The 15,613-nt window shown below is 62.9% G+C and carries 12 protein-coding genes; all 12 read right to left on the bottom strand.

All coding sequences use genetic code 11. From position 1 onward, the window contains the following. Nucleotides 1-14: 14 nt before the first annotated feature. Nucleotides 15-1,085 carry an autotransporter outer membrane beta-barrel domain-containing protein gene (locus tag ACKUG4_RS01750; RefSeq protein WP_445433268.1) on the bottom strand — a complete coding sequence of 357 codons (1,071 nt, stop codon included), beginning with the start codon at nt 1,083-1,085 and terminating at the stop codon, nt 15-17. Between the two features lie 390 nt (nt 1,086-1,475). Next, nucleotides 1,476-2,273, bottom strand: coding sequence for an endonuclease/exonuclease/phosphatase family protein (locus ACKUG4_RS01755; RefSeq protein WP_064600802.1), 798 nt, complete (start codon nt 2,271-2,273; stop codon nt 1,476-1,478). 91 nt (nt 2,274-2,364) lie between these two features. After that, nucleotides 2,365-3,126: a PIG-L deacetylase family protein gene (locus ACKUG4_RS01760; RefSeq protein ID WP_445433269.1), complete on the bottom strand. Its 762-nt coding sequence runs from the start codon at nt 3,124-3,126 to the stop codon at nt 2,365-2,367. Between the two features lie 181 nt (nt 3,127-3,307). Then, complete coding sequence (locus tag ACKUG4_RS01765) at nt 3,308-3,967, bottom strand: glycosyltransferase family 2 protein (protein WP_443525544.1); 660 nt, start codon at nt 3,965-3,967, stop codon at nt 3,308-3,310. Then, a complete protein-coding gene (locus ACKUG4_RS01770) occupies nt 3,964-4,563 on the bottom strand; it encodes an SAM-dependent methyltransferase (protein WP_064596295.1) in 600 nt (199 codons plus the stop codon). Before ACKUG4_RS01770 ends, ACKUG4_RS01765 begins: the two co-directional genes overlap by 4 nt. Further along, complete coding sequence (locus ACKUG4_RS01775; RefSeq protein ID WP_445433270.1) at nt 4,560-5,318, bottom strand: PIG-L deacetylase family protein; 759 nt, start codon at nt 5,316-5,318, stop codon at nt 4,560-4,562. Before ACKUG4_RS01775 ends, ACKUG4_RS01770 begins: the two co-directional genes overlap by 4 nt. Beyond that, nucleotides 5,315-6,313 carry an acyl-CoA dehydrogenase family protein gene (locus ACKUG4_RS01780; protein ID WP_445433271.1) on the bottom strand — a complete coding sequence of 333 codons (999 nt, stop codon included), beginning with the start codon at nt 6,311-6,313 and terminating at the stop codon, nt 5,315-5,317. Before ACKUG4_RS01780 ends, ACKUG4_RS01775 begins: the two co-directional genes overlap by 4 nt. Nucleotide 6,314: 1 nt before the next feature. Beyond that, nucleotides 6,315-8,474, bottom strand: coding sequence for a glycogen debranching protein GlgX (glgX, locus tag ACKUG4_RS01785; RefSeq protein WP_064596299.1), 2,160 nt, complete (start codon nt 8,472-8,474; stop codon nt 6,315-6,317). Between the two features lie 108 nt (nt 8,475-8,582). Then, on the bottom strand, nt 8,583-8,918 hold the full coding sequence (locus tag ACKUG4_RS01790; protein WP_085611710.1) for a DUF2934 domain-containing protein: 336 nt from the start codon (nt 8,916-8,918) through the stop codon (nt 8,583-8,585). 29 nt (nt 8,919-8,947) lie between these two features. Continuing rightward, complete coding sequence (locus ACKUG4_RS01795) at nt 8,948-11,725, bottom strand: malto-oligosyltrehalose synthase (RefSeq protein WP_445433272.1); 2,778 nt, start codon at nt 11,723-11,725, stop codon at nt 8,948-8,950. Continuing rightward, on the bottom strand, nt 11,722-13,800 hold the full coding sequence (gene malQ / locus ACKUG4_RS01800) for a 4-alpha-glucanotransferase (protein ID WP_236190511.1): 2,079 nt from the start codon (nt 13,798-13,800) through the stop codon (nt 11,722-11,724). Before malQ ends, ACKUG4_RS01795 begins: the two co-directional genes overlap by 4 nt. After that, on the bottom strand, nt 13,797-15,599 hold the full coding sequence (gene treZ / locus ACKUG4_RS01805) for a malto-oligosyltrehalose trehalohydrolase (protein WP_039768135.1): 1,803 nt from the start codon (nt 15,597-15,599) through the stop codon (nt 13,797-13,799). Before treZ ends, malQ begins: the two co-directional genes overlap by 4 nt. Nucleotides 15,600-15,613 lie beyond the last annotated feature (14 nt).

Raw genomic sequence — 15,613 nt, forward strand, 5'->3', positions numbered from 1 at the left:
GATCATACGGGTGCTCACCAGCGCATCCGGATCCCCAGGCTGCCAATCAACCCGTTCAGGTCGTTGTCGTCCACGTCGCTGCTGTAATCGGCGCTGACGTACAGGCTCACCGTCGGTGTCATCCTCGCCACCAGCCCCAGGCCGACTTCCACGGTCGAGGACTTGCGGCTGCTGCTGATCTTGTCCACCTGATCCAGCGTCACCGTGTTGCCGGTATACACCGTGTGCCACAGGTTCGTGCGCACGTAGGGTTCGACCGGCAAGCCATTCAGGTCATAGCTACCTTTCAAGCGCGCACCGACTCGGCCGCTCCAAGATGAAATATCGCTGGAAGACGCATTGCCCGAGCCCGCATAGGGCGTGTCCAGGGTGATGCGCTGGTTGATCAATTGCGCCTGCGGTTCAACCACCCAGTTTTCACCCAGACCGATCGGGAATCCGCCTTCCACCGACAGCGTCATCGCGCTGCCTTCGGTGGCTAGGCGTGCGCCTTGCTCGTTACGGCTGAAACCGCTGACCCGGCCGCCACTGGCCGACAGGTCGACGTGCCAGCCTTGTGGGCCAATCAGGCTGTAGTAAGCGCCCAGGCTCTGGCCTTGCAGGTTGAGAGTGTCGGTGGTCGGGTCGGCGAGGGCGCGGCTGGTGATCAGGCCGTTGCCATTGCCCCGGATCTGATTCACACCGCCGATCAGGCCGACTTGCTGGGTGTGCCCACTGCTGCTTTTCAAGGTCAGTACGGCGGGCCCCTTGAAGTCGCCGGTGCCGGGCATGGCGAAGCCCGAATTGATGACGTCGGTTTGCGCCTGACGGGACGTCGGACCGTAAAGATGCTCCCAGGCCGAGGGGGCGAGGTCTTCGGTAATCAGGTTCGTCCCGCGCAGATCCGGCTGTGGGCTGAGCCGTTGCGGGCCCGGAGTCACGACCGTGGCGGGGAGGGTCATGACGGGAATGTCCTGGCGATACCAGGGTGTTGCTTCGTCCGCCACAGGACCCGCCTGCGCCTCCATGGACGAGCACAGCAAGATAGAACTTGAAACGGTGCAAAAGGTAACTTTGATCTCTTGTGAGGTGAGTGAGGTTTTCATGGAGGTCTACCTTGCTAGCGCATGCAGTATCTCGCCTTGGCGTCTCTCCTACCCCGAACGAGGGGCGACCGAATGGAGCGTGGCGAACCCGTGGCCGCCCGTTTTGACGAGTGACCTGGGGTTCGCCCCGAGTAGTATTTCCGGGGGTAGTAAGGTAGAGCTAAGAAGACCCCAGCCCTTGCGTCAAGAAATTGGACGATGAGCGGTCGGGTCAAAACGGGTGATGCAAGTTTTTGTTTTTCCGCACTTATCTAAGTTCTTGTTTGTAGAGCTAAACGCTGTGGAAACCGCGAGGCAGAGATCTTTTGCAACCGACAGTCGGTCTGCGAAACCGGGCCTGGCGACCAATTTCGCATCGTTGCGTATGTAAGGACAGCTGTCAGTATCGCGCTATAAATGCACTTCAACCGCCAGCGGCAAATGATCCGAAAGATGCGTCCACGGTTTGTTGCCGAGGATCTGCGGGTCGTGGCTGCTGGCATTGCGCAGGTAGATCCGATCCAGTCGCAGCAACGGGAAGCGCGCGGGATAGGTCTTGGCCGGGCGGCCGTGGTGGCGTTCGAAGGCTTCGTGCAGGTAGTCTCGGCGGGCGAGGGCGACGTTACCCTGCAACTGCCAGTCATTGAAGTCGCCGGCGATGATCACTGGCGCATCGTCGGGCAGGGATTCGAGCAACTGGCAGAGCAGCTGCAACTGCAATTGCCGATGGCTTTCGAGCAGGCTCAGGTGTACGCAGATGGCATGCACTTCGGCATGTCCCGGCACATCCAATATGCAGTGCAACAGCCCGCGCCGTTCCGGGCCGGTGATCGAGACGTCGAGATTGCGATATTCGCGGATCGGGTATTTCGACAGCAGGGCGTTGCCGTGATGGCCATCGGGATAGACCGCATTGCGGCCGTAGGCAAAGTCACTCCACATACTGTCGGCAAGGAATTCGTACTGCGAGGTTTGCGGCCATTCGTGGTAGCGGCTGGAATGCCGCTCGTGTTCGCCCACCACTTCCTGCAGAAACACCAGATCGGCCGAGGTGCTGCGCACCGCTTCACGCAGTTCCGGAAGGATGAAACGTCGATTGAGCGCGGTGAAACCCTTGTGCGTGTTGACCGTCAGCACCCGCAGGCGATGGATGGAGGACGGGGTGGAAGTCTGCGCGTCGACGACATGACGCTTGGGATCGCTGGACACGTTCACTCCTCTGAATCATGACTGCCTGTTCATGCGACTGATCCGGGCGCGGGCAGTTCACTTTGACTGGCTGCCCGCGCCCGATGGACTGTCAATCGACGAAGACGATCTCGTAGGGCAGGCGCATGCGCTCCAGAATTGACTTGGGCAGCAGCGGCGCGATACCGATCGCCGGTTCGCCATTGAGCTGGCTGGCGTAGGCATGGGTGGCGTGGCTCTTGCGCGCAACAGTCCAGGTGTCGAGCCGCAGCTTGCGCGCGCGATGCCACGGGATCTGCGCTTGCTCCCGTTCTGGCCAGTGCCAGGCCCAGACCGGGACATCATGGTAGGTTGCGCCGGCCAGTTGTGCAGCCTTCGCACTGGCCCGGCCGACCACTTCATGATCGGCGGTGCCATCTTCGCACCAGGTGCTGAAGACCACATCACCGGGGCGCAGATAGCGGGCGATGAATTCGGTCAATTGAGATTCCTGATCGTGCAGGGCGTTGTCAGTGAAACCGCCGCGCACCCATTTCAGGCTGTGCATCGGCAAACCGAGGCGGCGCAGGGCTTCGACGCTTTCCTGCGGGCGGAAAACGCTCAGGCGTTTTTCCGACCACTGGCGCGAGCCCGGATGACTGGCGCTGCCATCGGTGATCGACAGCAGTTGCAAGGGATGTCCGAGGCTGGAAAGCAGTTGCAGCAAACCGCCGCAGGTCACTACTTCATCGCCGGGGTGCGGGGCGATGACCACGGCGCGGGCGCCGGGTGGCACCAAAGTGTGGGTATTGATGACGGGAATGTTGTCGAGCTGCGGGGCGCTGTTCCAGATCTGCGCCGGCAGGCCGCTCTCGCTGAGGGATAACGGTTTCATGAGTGATACGTCCTTGTTGTGTCTCGCCCTCAGTCGCACAAGCGCCGGTCTCCAGGCGTGTTCGACCCGTGAAGGCTGGTGGATAGCCCTGCAGCGCTCCGAACCCTGGATTGCTGCGCAGCAGAGTATTGCTCAAGACGGGCGGTTCGTCGCGTCACAGATCAATCTGATCCGCTTTTTTTTATTCAGTCTGTGCCAACTGTCGCAGAAAGTCGCCAAATCCGCCGCGTGCACGACTGTCCAGACGGGCGCTGGTAATGACCTGTGGCCGATGACTCCAGGCGATGCTGGCCCCGCAAAGCTCCAGTTGGCGCACCAGCCGCACATCTTCGTCACAGGTCAATGGTTCGAAGCCTCCGGCACGCACGTAAGCTTGTGCGCTGACGCCCAGATTGGCGCCATGGATGTGCCGGTGTCCTTCGCAGGCCTGGTAATGACCGTGATAGCGAATCTGCGCGGCTTCATCGAAGGTGTCATGCCAGCGCTCGACCGTCACCGTGCCGCACACGGCATCGGTGCCTAATCCCAGTTGTTCCACCAGCCAGTCTTCGGCGACGCGGCTGTCGGCGTCGGTGCAGGAAATCCAGCGAGCACCCCGATCAAGCAGCTGTTGCGCACCGATGGCTCGGGCCTGGCCGACATTGCGTGCCTCGATGCTCAGCGCCCGCACAGGGTACTGGCTGACGATATGCGCCGAACGGTCGGTGCAACTGTCGAGCACCACCAGGATCTCCACCGGTTCACCTGCCAGCATCGGATGCCCGGCCGCGCGCAGGGCGGCCTGCAGGCAGTCATCGAGCCACTCTTCTTCGTTGTGTGCCGGGATCAGGATGCCAATCATCGCAAACCCTCCAGCGCGGCCACCGAACGCGGTTCGCGGCTCCAGACTTCCAGCAGGAAATCTGCCTCCTGATGCAGGACCAATCGTGACAGGTGCAACTGTTCATGAATCAGGTCATGGACCTGGCGAGCATTGAGCGGGCAGCCATCGATGGGCGGGCGCCAGTGACAGGCCAGCAATTGACCGTCTGCCGTCAACGAATCGCTGATGCGACGGATGACCTCTGTCAGATCCTGTCGATCAAGGTAGTAGCCGATTTCGCTGAATACGATCAGGTCGAATTTTTCCTCAGGCCAATCAACAGGGAGGCGACCCTGTCGCACCTCGGCGTGGTCGAACAGGCTCAGCCGGGTACGCGCCAGATTCACCGCGGCGGCGCTTGTATCGCAGCACAACAGTCGATCACAGCGTTCGGCCAGCGCGGCACTCAGTTCACCGTTGGCGCAACCCGGTTCGAAGATCGCGCGGTAATGCGGGCGGGGCAGTGCCGCCAGGGTCACCAGGCGTTTACGCTGCTCGTACCAGCGCTGGCGAAATCCCCAAGGGTCGTTATTGCCGGCGAACAGGCCTTCGAAGTAACGATCCTCGACGCTCATAGAAAGACCACCTCGAACGGTTGCAGCAAACGGTCGATGACATAGGGCGCGAGCACCGGTGGCAGTCCCGCGTCGGGATCACCCTCCAACTGACTGGCGAAGGCATGCACTGCGTGACGCTTGCGTGCGACCTGCGCCGGGCTGAGCAGAATCTTGCGCGCCCGTTCCCAGGGCACGATGGCGTCTTCCGGCGTCGCCCAGTGCCAGGTCCAGACCGGCAGTTCGTGGCAAATTGCACCCACACGGCGCGCCGCCTCGATGCTGGCACGGCCGACAGCCTCATGGTCGCTGTGGCCGTCTTCGCGCCAGGTGGTGAAGATCACGTCGTCGGGTTGCAGGTAGCGGGTCAAGTAGTCACACAGCATCGACTCGCGCGCGGCGACCTGAGTGTCGGGAAAGCCGCCGCGCAGCCATTGCACCTGATGCATGGGCAGGCCGAGACGACGCAGGGCTTCGGCGGATTCCTGCGGGCGCACCACACTCAGGCGCTCCACCGGCCAGCGCTCCGAGCCCGGATGGCTGGCGCTGCCGTCGGTGACCGAAATCAGTTGCAGGGTGCGGCCCGCCGCTGCGAGCTGTTGCAACAGCCCGCCGCAACCGAGCACCTCGTCGTCCGGATGCGGCGCGATCACCACCGCCCGCGATCCTGGCGGAACCAGGTCGAGAATGTCGATGCTCTCCACCGCTGCCAGATGACGCGAGCCCTGCCACTCATGCAAGGAGGTTCCTTCACCGATGATCGGATTGCGGTTCATAGGGCCCAACCCTCGCGCGGTTGCTGCGCAGCCAGTTGGCCCAGTACTGCCAGATCCCGTTCGGCATGGCTCTGGCGCAGATACACCGGCAGGTCGGCCGCCAGGCGGGCAAAGTGCAGGTCCTTGCAGAACGGCCCGGCGCCAAGTGCCCGGCCAGTCTCGCGCATGACCTGTGCAGCGGCGTCCTCGACCACGGCACGCACACGCCGGGCCAACAACTCGGCGTCGGCTCCGGGATTGCTGTCGATGTTAAGGGCACTGACACGCAGCACCTGTGCGGCGCCGTGCAACGCGCTGTCGACGGCGCCGAGACTGGCCAGTGCGTGCGGTTCTTCACGCCGCGCACAGTGCTGGCGCAAGCGTTCGCCGATCTCCCTCGCGGCGCCGTACCAGCACGCGGCGATCCCGATCCCGCCATGCCAGAAACCCGGACGTTGCAGGTAGTCGCCAGGATCGCCGATCGCCTGCGCCTCGACCTCATCGAACAGCACCTCGACGCTGCCGGTGGCGGCCATGCCGACCGCTTGCCAGCCTTGATCGGTGACGGTCACACCCGGTTGGTCGAGGGCCACGGCCACCAGTTGCTGATGATCGTCCTCATCCCACGCCGTCAGCAGGGCATGACTGAGCACTGCCGCCCCGGAGCACCAGGCCTTGCGTCCATTCAACCGCACCATTTGCCCCGAACGGCTGACCCGAACCCGCGCCTGCGGTGGTTCAGCCGCCCACATGCCCCACGTGCTGCCGGGCGTCGGCGAGCCACCGAGCTGCTCGATGATCGTCAGCGCGTCGGTGTGACCTTCATAGAGTTTGCACAGCCCCAGATCGTGCCCACCGACCTCGGACAGCCGTTGCCAGCGCTCCAGCGTACGACCGCTACCGGGTAACGGCAGGCGATCGAGGCCGGCCTCGACCAGTTGCCGCAGACACAGGCCGAGGGCGGCAGTGTCGCGGTAGTCCGGCGCGTGCCGTGAGAGATAGACGGGCAAGTCCATGTCAGTCCTCTTCTTCGCGTTGCAGTTCAAACAGCAGCAGCGAGCGTCCGGTGACCGAGTACTCATGACCGAACTCAAAACGCTCCTGGCCACGGATCGATGGCTGGTTGGTATCGATCATGCACGTCCAGAAACTGCCTTCAGGCACTTCCGGCAAGGTGAAGTTGACGATGTCGTGATGGGCGTTGACCACCAGCAGCAACGTGGCGTCGCCACCCTTGCGGCGGATCCCGGTTTCCTGGGCACGGCCGTCAAGCAACATGCCCATGCAGCGATTCTGCGCGTCATGCCAGTGTTCGGTGGTCATTTCCGTGGCGTCCGGCGCAAGCCAGGTCACGTCCTTGACGCCGATGTCCTCGTTGTATTCGCCGACCAGGAACCGCCCGCGTCGCAGGATCGGATACGCCAGGCGCAGCTTGATCAGGCGTTTGACGAACTTCAGCAGCGCTTTGCCGTCCTCGCTCAGGTCCCAGTTGACCCAGCCGATTTCGCTGTCCTGGCAATACGCATTGTTGTTGCCGTCCTGGGTACGAGCGAATTCGTCACCGGCCACCAGCATCGGCGTGCCTTGGGACAGCAACAGGGTGGCGAAGAAGTTGCGCATCTGCCGGTGGCGCAGTGCATTGATTTCCGGATCGTCGGTAGGGCCTTCGACGCCGTGGTTCCAGGACAGGTTGTTGTTGCTGCCGTCCTGATTGTTTTCGTCGTTGGCCTCGTTGTGCTTGTCGTTGTACGACACCAGATCGTTGAGAGTGAAGCCGTCGTGGGCGGTGACGAAATTCACCGACGAATAAGGCCGGCGACCGCGCTGGTTGAACATTTCCCCGGAGGCGGTCATGCGGCTGGCGAAGTCGGCGAGCTGGCCGTCGTCGCCTTTCCAGAAGGCACGCACGGTGTCGCGGAACTTGTCGTTCCACTCGACCCAGCCCGGCGGGAAATTGCCGACCTGATAACCGCCGGGGCCACAGTCCCAGGGCTCGGCGATCATTTTCACTTGGCGCAGCACCGGATCCTGGCGGCAGGCCACGAGGAAACTGTGCCGTTCATCAAAGCCGTCGTGATAGCGACCGAGGATGGTCGCCAGGTCGAAGCGGAAGCCATCGACGTGCATTTCACTGGCCCAGTAGCGCAGCGAGTCGGTGACCATTTGCAGCACGCACGGGTGGCTCAGGTCGAGGGTGTTACCGGTGCCGGAATCGTTGATGTAGAAGCGCTTGTCGTCCGGCATCAAGCGGTAGTACGAGGCGTTGTCGATCCCGCGCATCGACAGGGTCGGGCCTTGCTCGTTGCCTTCGGCGGTGTGGTTGTAGACCACGTCGAGAATCACTTCGAGATTGGCGTCGTGCAGGTGCGCGACCATTTCCTTGAACTCGGCAATCTTGCCGCTGGCCAGATAGCGCGGATCCGGGGCGAAGAACGCGATGCTGTTGTAGCCCCAGTAATTGGTCATGCCCTTGTGCAGCAAGTGCTGGTCATTGACGAAGGCATGGATCGGCAACAGTTCGACGGTCGACACCCCGAGTTTGCGGATGTGCTCCAGCACATCGTCGACCATCAACCCGGCAAACGTGCCGCGCACATTCTCCGGCACCGAAGGGTGGCGCATGCTGATGCCGCGCACGTGGGTCTCGTAAATGATGGTCTTGTCCCACGGCACGCTGACGCGATGGTCGTGGCCCCAGGTGTGCGCCGGGTCGATGACTTTGCACTTGGGGACGAAGGGCGCGCTGTCGCGCTCGTCGAAACTGAGGTCGGCGTCCGGGTGGCCGATGGTGTAGCCGAACAGCGCTTCGGACCATTTCAATTCGCCCACCAATTGCTTGGCATAGGGGTCGATCAGCAACTTGTTGTGGTTGAAGCGGTGGCCGTTGGCCGGGTCATAGGGTCCGTAGACCCGGTAACCGTAGATCAGTCCCGGATGCGCATCGGGCAGATAGCCGTGGTAGATCTCGTCGGTGTATTCCGGCAGTTCGATGCGTTCGAGTTCGACTTCGCCGGCATCGTCGAAAATGCACAGCTCGACCCGGGTGGCGTTGGCGGAGAACAGCGCGAAGTTCACCCCCAGACCATCCCAGGTCGCGCCGAGCGGGAAGGGCAGGCCTTCACGGATGCGCGAGGGTTCGGCGTGCGCGGCGGGCTCGGCTTTCTTTGGACGGGTCATAGGTGCTCCTGCAAAAAATCGGGGGGTAGGTGTTTTTCGAGGACGAGCGAGCCCTCGGTGGCGAGCGAACCCGCCACACGGTTATTCAAATCAATGGTTCGGGGGGCGTCAGACCGCAGGCGGCTTGCGCGGCGCGCGGGGCTTTTTCTCGGTGGCTTTTTCGCCCGGAGGAATCACTTTGGCAGCACCGGCGGGCTTGGCCTTCGTCGTGGTGGCTGTCTTGGGTTTGGCAGCTGTCCCTTTGCCGTCGAGCGCTTTGCTGGTGGCGGTCTTGCCGGCGGTTTTACTGCCGGCGGCTTTTGGCGATTTTTTCGGCGCCAATGCCTCGGCTTCGGCCAGTTTGCGCGCCATCTCCCAGTGGCGGGCGTCCTGGCCCTCGGGTTTACCTTCGGATTCCCAGATCTGATAGGCGAATTCGCGGATGCGTTTATCGTCGGTACTCATCGCAATGCTCCTGAACTGAACTCATGCTGCTAGACGTGTTGGATAAGCAGATTGACCGGGAAATCCCCCAGCGCGGCGCTGACCTTCAGCTCCCTGTTTTTTGTGACTGCGGTGCTCGAAAAAAGTCCCTTCGGATTTTCGTCAGAGGCGTCGAACGGTAAAACCACCCGCGTATCGCCCCAGCGCAGCGCGTCAACCATCGGCACAGCACTGTTTTCCAGCAAGGTTGCGCAACGGATCGGCACGATCACGATGATCCGTCGCTCCCCATGCTCGCGGGCAAACGCGAGCACGTTGTGCGCCTGGCTGCCCAGCACCTCGAGGGCCTGGTACGAACCCTGGCGAAACAACTCGGTGTGGTCGGCGCGCAGACGCAGCACCTCGGCGATCAATGCTTGCTTGATTCGCCCGTCGCGCCAGTTCGCCAACAGTTCCTGAACCGGCCCGGGTGCCTCCAGCGCCTGCTGCCTGGCGGCGTAGTCCACTGGCCGGCGGTTGTCCGGGTCGACCATGCTGAAGTCCCAGAACTCGTTGCCTTGATACAAGTCCGGCACTCCCGGCACGGTCATGCGCAGCAAGGTTTGCGCCAGACCGTTGAGGGCGCCGGCGGCGGCGATGCTGTTGACGGTCTTGGCCAGCGCTCCGCGCAGCAGTTCGCCTTCAGGAGCCAGCAGTAATTGTTCGGTGAACGCCTGGGCTGCGTTTTCGTAGGCTTCGTTCGGCGCGCTCCAGCTGCTTTGCAGCTTGGCTTCGCGCAGGGCTTTCTGCTGCCACTGCCAGACACGTTTGGCGTAATCGGCGAAGCCCGCCTGATCGTCGTCACGCAGGTCCAGCGGCCAACTGCCGAGCAGCGCCTGATAAAGGATCAGTTCGTCCGCAGACGACGGCAGCTGATCGTCATTGCGCAGCGGCCGGGCGAGGGCGCGCCACAGCTCGATCTGTTCGGCGTACCAATGGCTGCGCTCGCTGAGCACGGCCAGCCGCGCGCGGGTGTCTTCCCCGCGTTTGTGGTCGTGGGTGGCGGTGGCCAACAGATTGTCGGGAAAGCTCTCCAGACGTTGCAGGTTCACCGCGTGAAAGTCGCTGACCGGCGCACTGAACTGCTCGGTGTTGTAGCCGACGTCATTGCGCGACAGCAGCACCGCCGAACGATACAGCGCGGTGTCTTCCACCGCTTTGGCCGCGGCCGGCGAAGTGAGCTGCTGAAAGCGCACGCAGGCATGGCGCAGGATTTTGCGCGAGCGCCCACGGGGTTTGCGCCGCCATGGCTGACCACCGAGCCAACCGGCTACGGAGTCCAGCACTGGCCAATCGGCTTCGCTCAATGTCTGCCGTGCACCGTCCATGGCCTGCTGGAAAAACACCTCGTCCCGGGCCGAGCGGCCCATCGGGGTGATGTAGGTGCGATAGACCGGGAAGTGCACGATCAGCGCCTGCAACACCCGGCGGATCGAGCCGAGCGTGAGGTCGCGGGTCATCAGGTCGTCGCGTGCCACTTGCAGCAGGGCCTGGGCGACGCTTTCGCAATCGCTGGCCAGCGAGCCGTTGAGGATCTGCTGGCGCGCCAGTTGGGCTTCTTCGATGAACGCGGCGGGGCGCTCGGTACGGCGTTGCCACAAGTCACCGAGCACGTGTTCGCCGTCCGGGTCGTGTTGCAGCAGCGACAGCTGGTTCATGAATTCGTAACCGGTGCTGCCGTCCACGGCCCAGTCGGTGGGCAGGGTTTCGCCGTCGCCGAGAATTTTCTCGACGTAGATCGGCAAGTGCCGGCCCGGCGCCAGGTGATCGAGGCGGCGGCGCAGCTTGCGGCAGTAACCGCGTGGGTCGGCGAGGCCGTCGATGTGGTCGATGCGCAAGCCGTCGATCAAGCCCTCGCCGATCAACTGGAAAATCTTGCCGTGGGTGGCCTCGAACACTGCCGGACGCTCGACTCGCAAACCGCCGAGTTCGTTGATGTCGAAGAAGCGCCGCCAGTTGATGTCATCCGCTGCCGTGCGCCAGCTCGCCAGACGATAACTTTGCCGCTCCAGTAATTGGTGCAGACGCTGAAAACCGTCTTCGGTCTTCGAATCGTAGTGCGTCAGGTTGCGCTCAATGGCCTGCAGAATCTGCGGGTCGCTGGCCAGTTGCTGAAGTTCTTCCTTGAGCGGAATCGCCAGCGCGCGAGCGTCGGTCTGATAACTGAGCGCGCTGAAACGTTCAGCGAGGGCCCTGAGGGCTTCGTTCGGTGTGTCAGCGGACCTGAGCAGTTCGCCGTAGTCGCCGGGGCAGATGGGGAAGTGATGCTCGTAATGCTCGACATGGAAGGTGCCACTTTCGGCGTTGAACACCAGCGGCAGAGTCGCGTCCTGCAACGCGACGCCATAGTCACTGCCGAGAAACGGCAACAGCAACTGGCCTTCCATCAATGGGTCGGGCGAGTGCCACTGAATGTCGAAGAACTCGCCGTAGGGGCTGAGCCGTCCCCATTCCAGCAGATCGAGCCACCACGGGTTGTCCCCGCCACCGACTGCCATGTGATTGGAGACGATGTCGAGGATCAGCCCCATACCGTGCTCGCGCAGGCTGGCGACCAGACGACGCAAGGCTGGCTCGCCGCCGAGTTCCGGATTGACCCGGGTCGGGTCGACCACGTCGTAGCCATGCATGGAGCCGGCGCGCGCGGCCAGCAGCGGCGAGGCATAAATGTGGCTGATGCCGAGTCGAGAGAAATACGGCACCAGCGGCACCGCCTGATCAAGGGTGAAACCGCGATGAAATTGCAGGCGAACCGTGGCGCGCAGTGTCGGGATAGGCAATGCACTCATTGGTCACGCTCGGCTGCTTGAAGGCGGGCACACGCCAATAGTTCCAGGCGTCTTGCGGCGTCGACACCGTCGAGCAGTGTCTCACTGGTGGCCGGCAAGCGGCGCGACCAGTTCGGGTGGGTGTCGATGGTGCCGGGCAGGTTGGCCTGTTCGTCGAGCCCCAGCGCATCTTCCAGTGGCAACAGCACCAGCGGCGCGCGAGTGTGGCCGAGGAAACGCACAGCGGCGTCGACCACCTGATCGGCCTCGTGGGATTCCTCGCGAAAGTTCTGCGGGTCCTGGCTCAAGGCACTGCGCAGGCCTTCACGCTCGCGTTCGCGGTAACGGCGCCAGTCGATTTCGCCGTTGGCATCGACCAGCCCGAGCCGCGCGTTCCAGTCGATGTCGCGGCCATGCCACCAGCCGTTGAGCGTCGGCAGATCGTGGGTGCTGGTAGTGGCCAGTGCGTTGTCCGGCCAGTCGAGGATCGGTTTGAAATGGGTGTTGTCCTGTTCGAACAACAGCACGCGCATGCCGAGCATGGCGCGGGCGATCAGTTTCTCCCGCAGGCCGTCGGGTACGGTGCCGAGGTCTTCACCGAGCACTATCGCTTGATGACGATGGGATTCGAGGGTCAGCAGACGCAGCAAGTCGTCCACCGGGTAATACAGGTACGCACCGTCTGCCGGGGCGGAACCGTTGGGGATGACCCATAACCGTTGCAGGCCCATGACGTGGTCGATGCGCAGCCCGCCGGCGTGGGCGAAGTTGGCGCGCAGCATCTCGATAAACGCGCGAAAACCGTTGCGCACCAGGCCTTCCGGGGAAAACGCGGAAATACCCCAGCCCTGTCCGGAGCGATTGAGAATGTCCGGCGGCGCACCGACGGTCAGCGAGGCGAGCAGTTCGTCCTGAAAACTCCAGGCCTGGCTGCCGGCGCCGTCGGCACCCACCGCCAGGTCAGCGATCAGGCCGATGCCCATGCCGGCGCTGCGAGCGGCGGTCTGGGCACGTTCCAGGCAGCGGTGAATCAACCATTGGCAGAACGCGAAGTAACTGATGCGCTCGGCGTATTCCTCGGCAAATGCGCCGAGCGCTGCGCCGCGCGGGTCGTGCCAGTGTTCCGGCCATTCGCGCCAGTCGAGGCTCTCGCCACGGGCGGCGCGCATTTCCTGGATGGCTTCGAAGCGGCAGTGGTTTTCCAGCGCTTCACCGCCGGCATCGCGGAAACTGGAGAAGTCGGCATGCAGCGGGTGTTCGCCGTTGATGAAACCGTCGTACAAGGCTTGCAGCAGTTTCAGTTTGGCTTCGGCCGCTTTCGGCCAGTCGACCAGTTTCAGGTCTTCCAGTTGCTTGAACTGGTCGGTCAGGCCGGCGGCGTCAATCGCATCACGCAGCGCGCGCTCGCCGAGGATGGTCCCCGGTGCGGCATACAGCGGATTGAGAAACAGCCGACTGGACGGCGAGTAAGGGCTGTAGCGCCCGGTGTCGGCGCTGAACATCGCATGCAACGGGCTGATCGCCAGTGCATCGGCACCCCGTTCGCCGGCCACCCGGGCCAGTTCTTCCAGGGCCTGGGTATCGCCGAAACCGCCATCGCCAGGGCGACGCAAACCATAAAGCTGCACGCTCAGGCCCCAAGCGCGCGGGATCGGACTGTCCACCGCGTCGCCCACGCTGAAGCAGCGTTCCGGCGCCACGGCCAGGGTGAATTGCTGATCGGCGATGTGCACTTGCTGATAGCCGACCGGAATCTCTCCGGGCAGTATCGACTCCGCATCAAGCCGCAGGCTCAAGCGCGAGCCATCTTCAAGGTGAATCTCACAAGGGGTTTCTGGTTCGAAATAGCGGGCCAGATCCAGGCCCTTGCCGAGATCGGCAGTAAGCAGTGGCGGCAGTTGGCGATTTTCCTGTACCTGCTGCAGTTCAAGCAGGCTGGCGTCGATTTCCTGGGCAGTGCCGGCCGGGTGGCCGAGACCGATCAGCACATTGCGAAGCACGGCCGGGGCGACTTTTTGGGCTCGCCCGTTGGCGTCGATCCAGTCGACGGCAAGGCCGGCTCGGCTGGCGAGAATTTCCAGTTGCGCATCGCTCATAGGCGCTCTCCATCCAAGGGGGGCAAAGGGGTTGCGGCCGTGAGGCTGACGAGCGCGCAATACGGGGGCAGAAGGCCCTTATCCGACATCTCGGCAGCGGGGGGCTGTTGAAACAGCCACACCGCGCCGGTCCGTGGAGGGTTGACCACTGCCGTCCCGCTGAGGTTCAGGTCAATTCGCAACTCACTGCCATCGCCCAGACGCCAGCGTGCGCTGACCGCACCACGGCCCAGCATTTGCGCGCCAAGGGCCTGGGTGCCGGACAGGTTCGGGATGATGTAGCGGTGACGCAATTGCAGCAGGTGACGATAGAGCTCATTCGTTGCCTGCTGGCGCGGTGTGCCATTACCGGACCGCGTTGGCCGCGAGGCGTGGAAGGTCGATTCGGCGTTGGGGTCGGGTATCCGTTCGCGCTTATGCGGGTCGGTGAACGCACTGAATGCAGCGAACTCGTTACGACGGCCTTCTCGTACCTGTTTCGCCAGTTCGCCGTGGTGGCTGGTGAAGAACAGAAACGGTTGCTCGGCGGCATATTCATCGCCCATGAACATCAGCGGAATCATCGGCGACAGCAACAGCAGCACCGTCGCCGCCTCGAGCGCGCGCGGATCGGCCAACTGATGCAGGCGCTCGCCGAAGGCACGGTTGCCGATCTGGTCATGGTTTTGCAGAAACAGTACGAAGGCAGTGGACGGCAGATGCTCGCTCGGTTCGCCGCGTGGTTCGCCGTGGCGGGTGATATGCCCCTGAAACACGAAGCCCTGGCTCAGGCAGCGGGCCAGTTGCTCGGTCGGTTGCAGAGCGTAGTCGGCGTAGTAGGCATCGGTTTCGCCCGTCAACAACACATGCAAAGCGTTATGGCCGTCGTCATTCCATTGGGCGTCGTAATTTTCTTCCAGCAGGCTCGATTGGTTGAGTTCGTTCTCGACGGTCAACCATACATGACGGGCAGGGTCGACCTGTTGGCGGACACGCTGCGCCAGTTCGGGCAGGAAGTCCTGACTTTCTATTGCATGGACGGCATCCAGGCGCAAACCGTCGAAACGGTATTCCAGCAGCCACATCAGTGCGTTTTCGACGAAGAAGTCCCGCACCTCACGACGGCGAAAGTCGATGGCCGCGCCCCAGGGGGTGTGTTTGTCTTCGCGGAAAAAGCCCTTGGCGTAGCGATGCAGGTAGTTGCCGTCCGGACCGAAATGGTTGTAGACCACGTCGAGAATCACCGCCAGACCGTGGCCATGGGCGCTGTCGATCAGATGCTTGAGCTGTTCCGGAGTGCCATAGGAGGCTTGTGGCGCAAAATGCAGTACGCCGTCATACCCCCAGTTGCGATAGCCGGGGAATTGTGCGATCGGCATCAGTTCGATAGCGGTGATGCCCAGGGCGGCCAGTCGGGCCAGATCCTTTTCGACCTCATCGAATCCGCCTAGCGCACCCACATGCAACTCGTAGATCACCGCTTCATTCCACGGCCGACCTCGCCACGTTACGTGTTGCCATGGATAGGCGTGGGGATCGACCACCACGCTGTGACGGTCGATATCACCGTCCTGCGCCCTGGAGGCCGGGTCGGGCACCTCCAGTTCGCCGTCGATGTTGAAGCGGTAGCGGCTGCCGGCAGGGCAGCGGGTCTTGATGACAAACCAGCCATCGCCCTGGGGCAGCATAGGCAGCGACTGGCCGTTGCCCAGCTCGACGCTGACGTAAAACGCATCCGGCGCCCACAGCGCAAATTGTGTGTGGTCGGCATCCAGCATGATCGCGCCGTGGGGCCAGCTTTCAGGTGTCCGTGACGGCATTGTTGTAAAGCTCC

It is taken from the genome of Candidatus Pseudomonas auctus, assembly GCF_048654275.1.
Lineage (GTDB): Bacteria > Pseudomonadota > Gammaproteobacteria > Pseudomonadales > Pseudomonadaceae > Aquipseudomonas > Aquipseudomonas pharyngis.

Bases quoted from the DNA above. Each gene is read 5' to 3' on its own strand.
- ACKUG4_RS01750 (WP_445433268.1), bottom strand. From the start codon at position 1,085: ATGAAAACCTCACTCACCTCACAAGAGATCAAAGTTACCTTTTGCACC.
- ACKUG4_RS01760 (WP_445433269.1), bottom strand. From the start codon at position 3,126: ATGAAACCGTTATCCCTCAGCGAGAGCGGCCTGCCGGCGCAGATCTGG.
- ACKUG4_RS01765 (WP_443525544.1), bottom strand. From the start codon at position 3,967: ATGATTGGCATCCTGATCCCGGCACACAACGAAGAAGAGTGGCTCGAT.
- ACKUG4_RS01770 (WP_064596295.1), bottom strand. From the start codon at position 4,563: ATGAGCGTCGAGGATCGTTACTTCGAAGGCCTGTTCGCCGGCAATAAC.
- ACKUG4_RS01775 (WP_445433270.1), bottom strand. From the start codon at position 5,318: ATGAACCGCAATCCGATCATCGGTGAAGGAACCTCCTTGCATGAGTGG.
- ACKUG4_RS01780 (WP_445433271.1), bottom strand. From the start codon at position 6,313: ATGGACTTGCCCGTCTATCTCTCACGGCACGCGCCGGACTACCGCGAC.
- glgX (WP_064596299.1), bottom strand. From the start codon at position 8,474: ATGACCCGTCCAAAGAAAGCCGAGCCCGCCGCGCACGCCGAACCCTCG.
- ACKUG4_RS01790 (WP_085611710.1), bottom strand. From the start codon at position 8,918: ATGAGTACCGACGATAAACGCATCCGCGAATTCGCCTATCAGATCTGG.
- ACKUG4_RS01795 (WP_445433272.1), bottom strand. From the start codon at position 11,725: ATGAGTGCATTGCCTATCCCGACACTGCGCGCCACGGTTCGCCTGCAA.
- malQ (WP_236190511.1), bottom strand. From the start codon at position 13,800: ATGAGCGATGCGCAACTGGAAATTCTCGCCAGCCGAGCCGGCCTTGCC.
- treZ (WP_039768135.1), bottom strand. From the start codon at position 15,599: ATGCCGTCACGGACACCTGAAAGCTGGCCCCACGGCGCGATCATGCTG.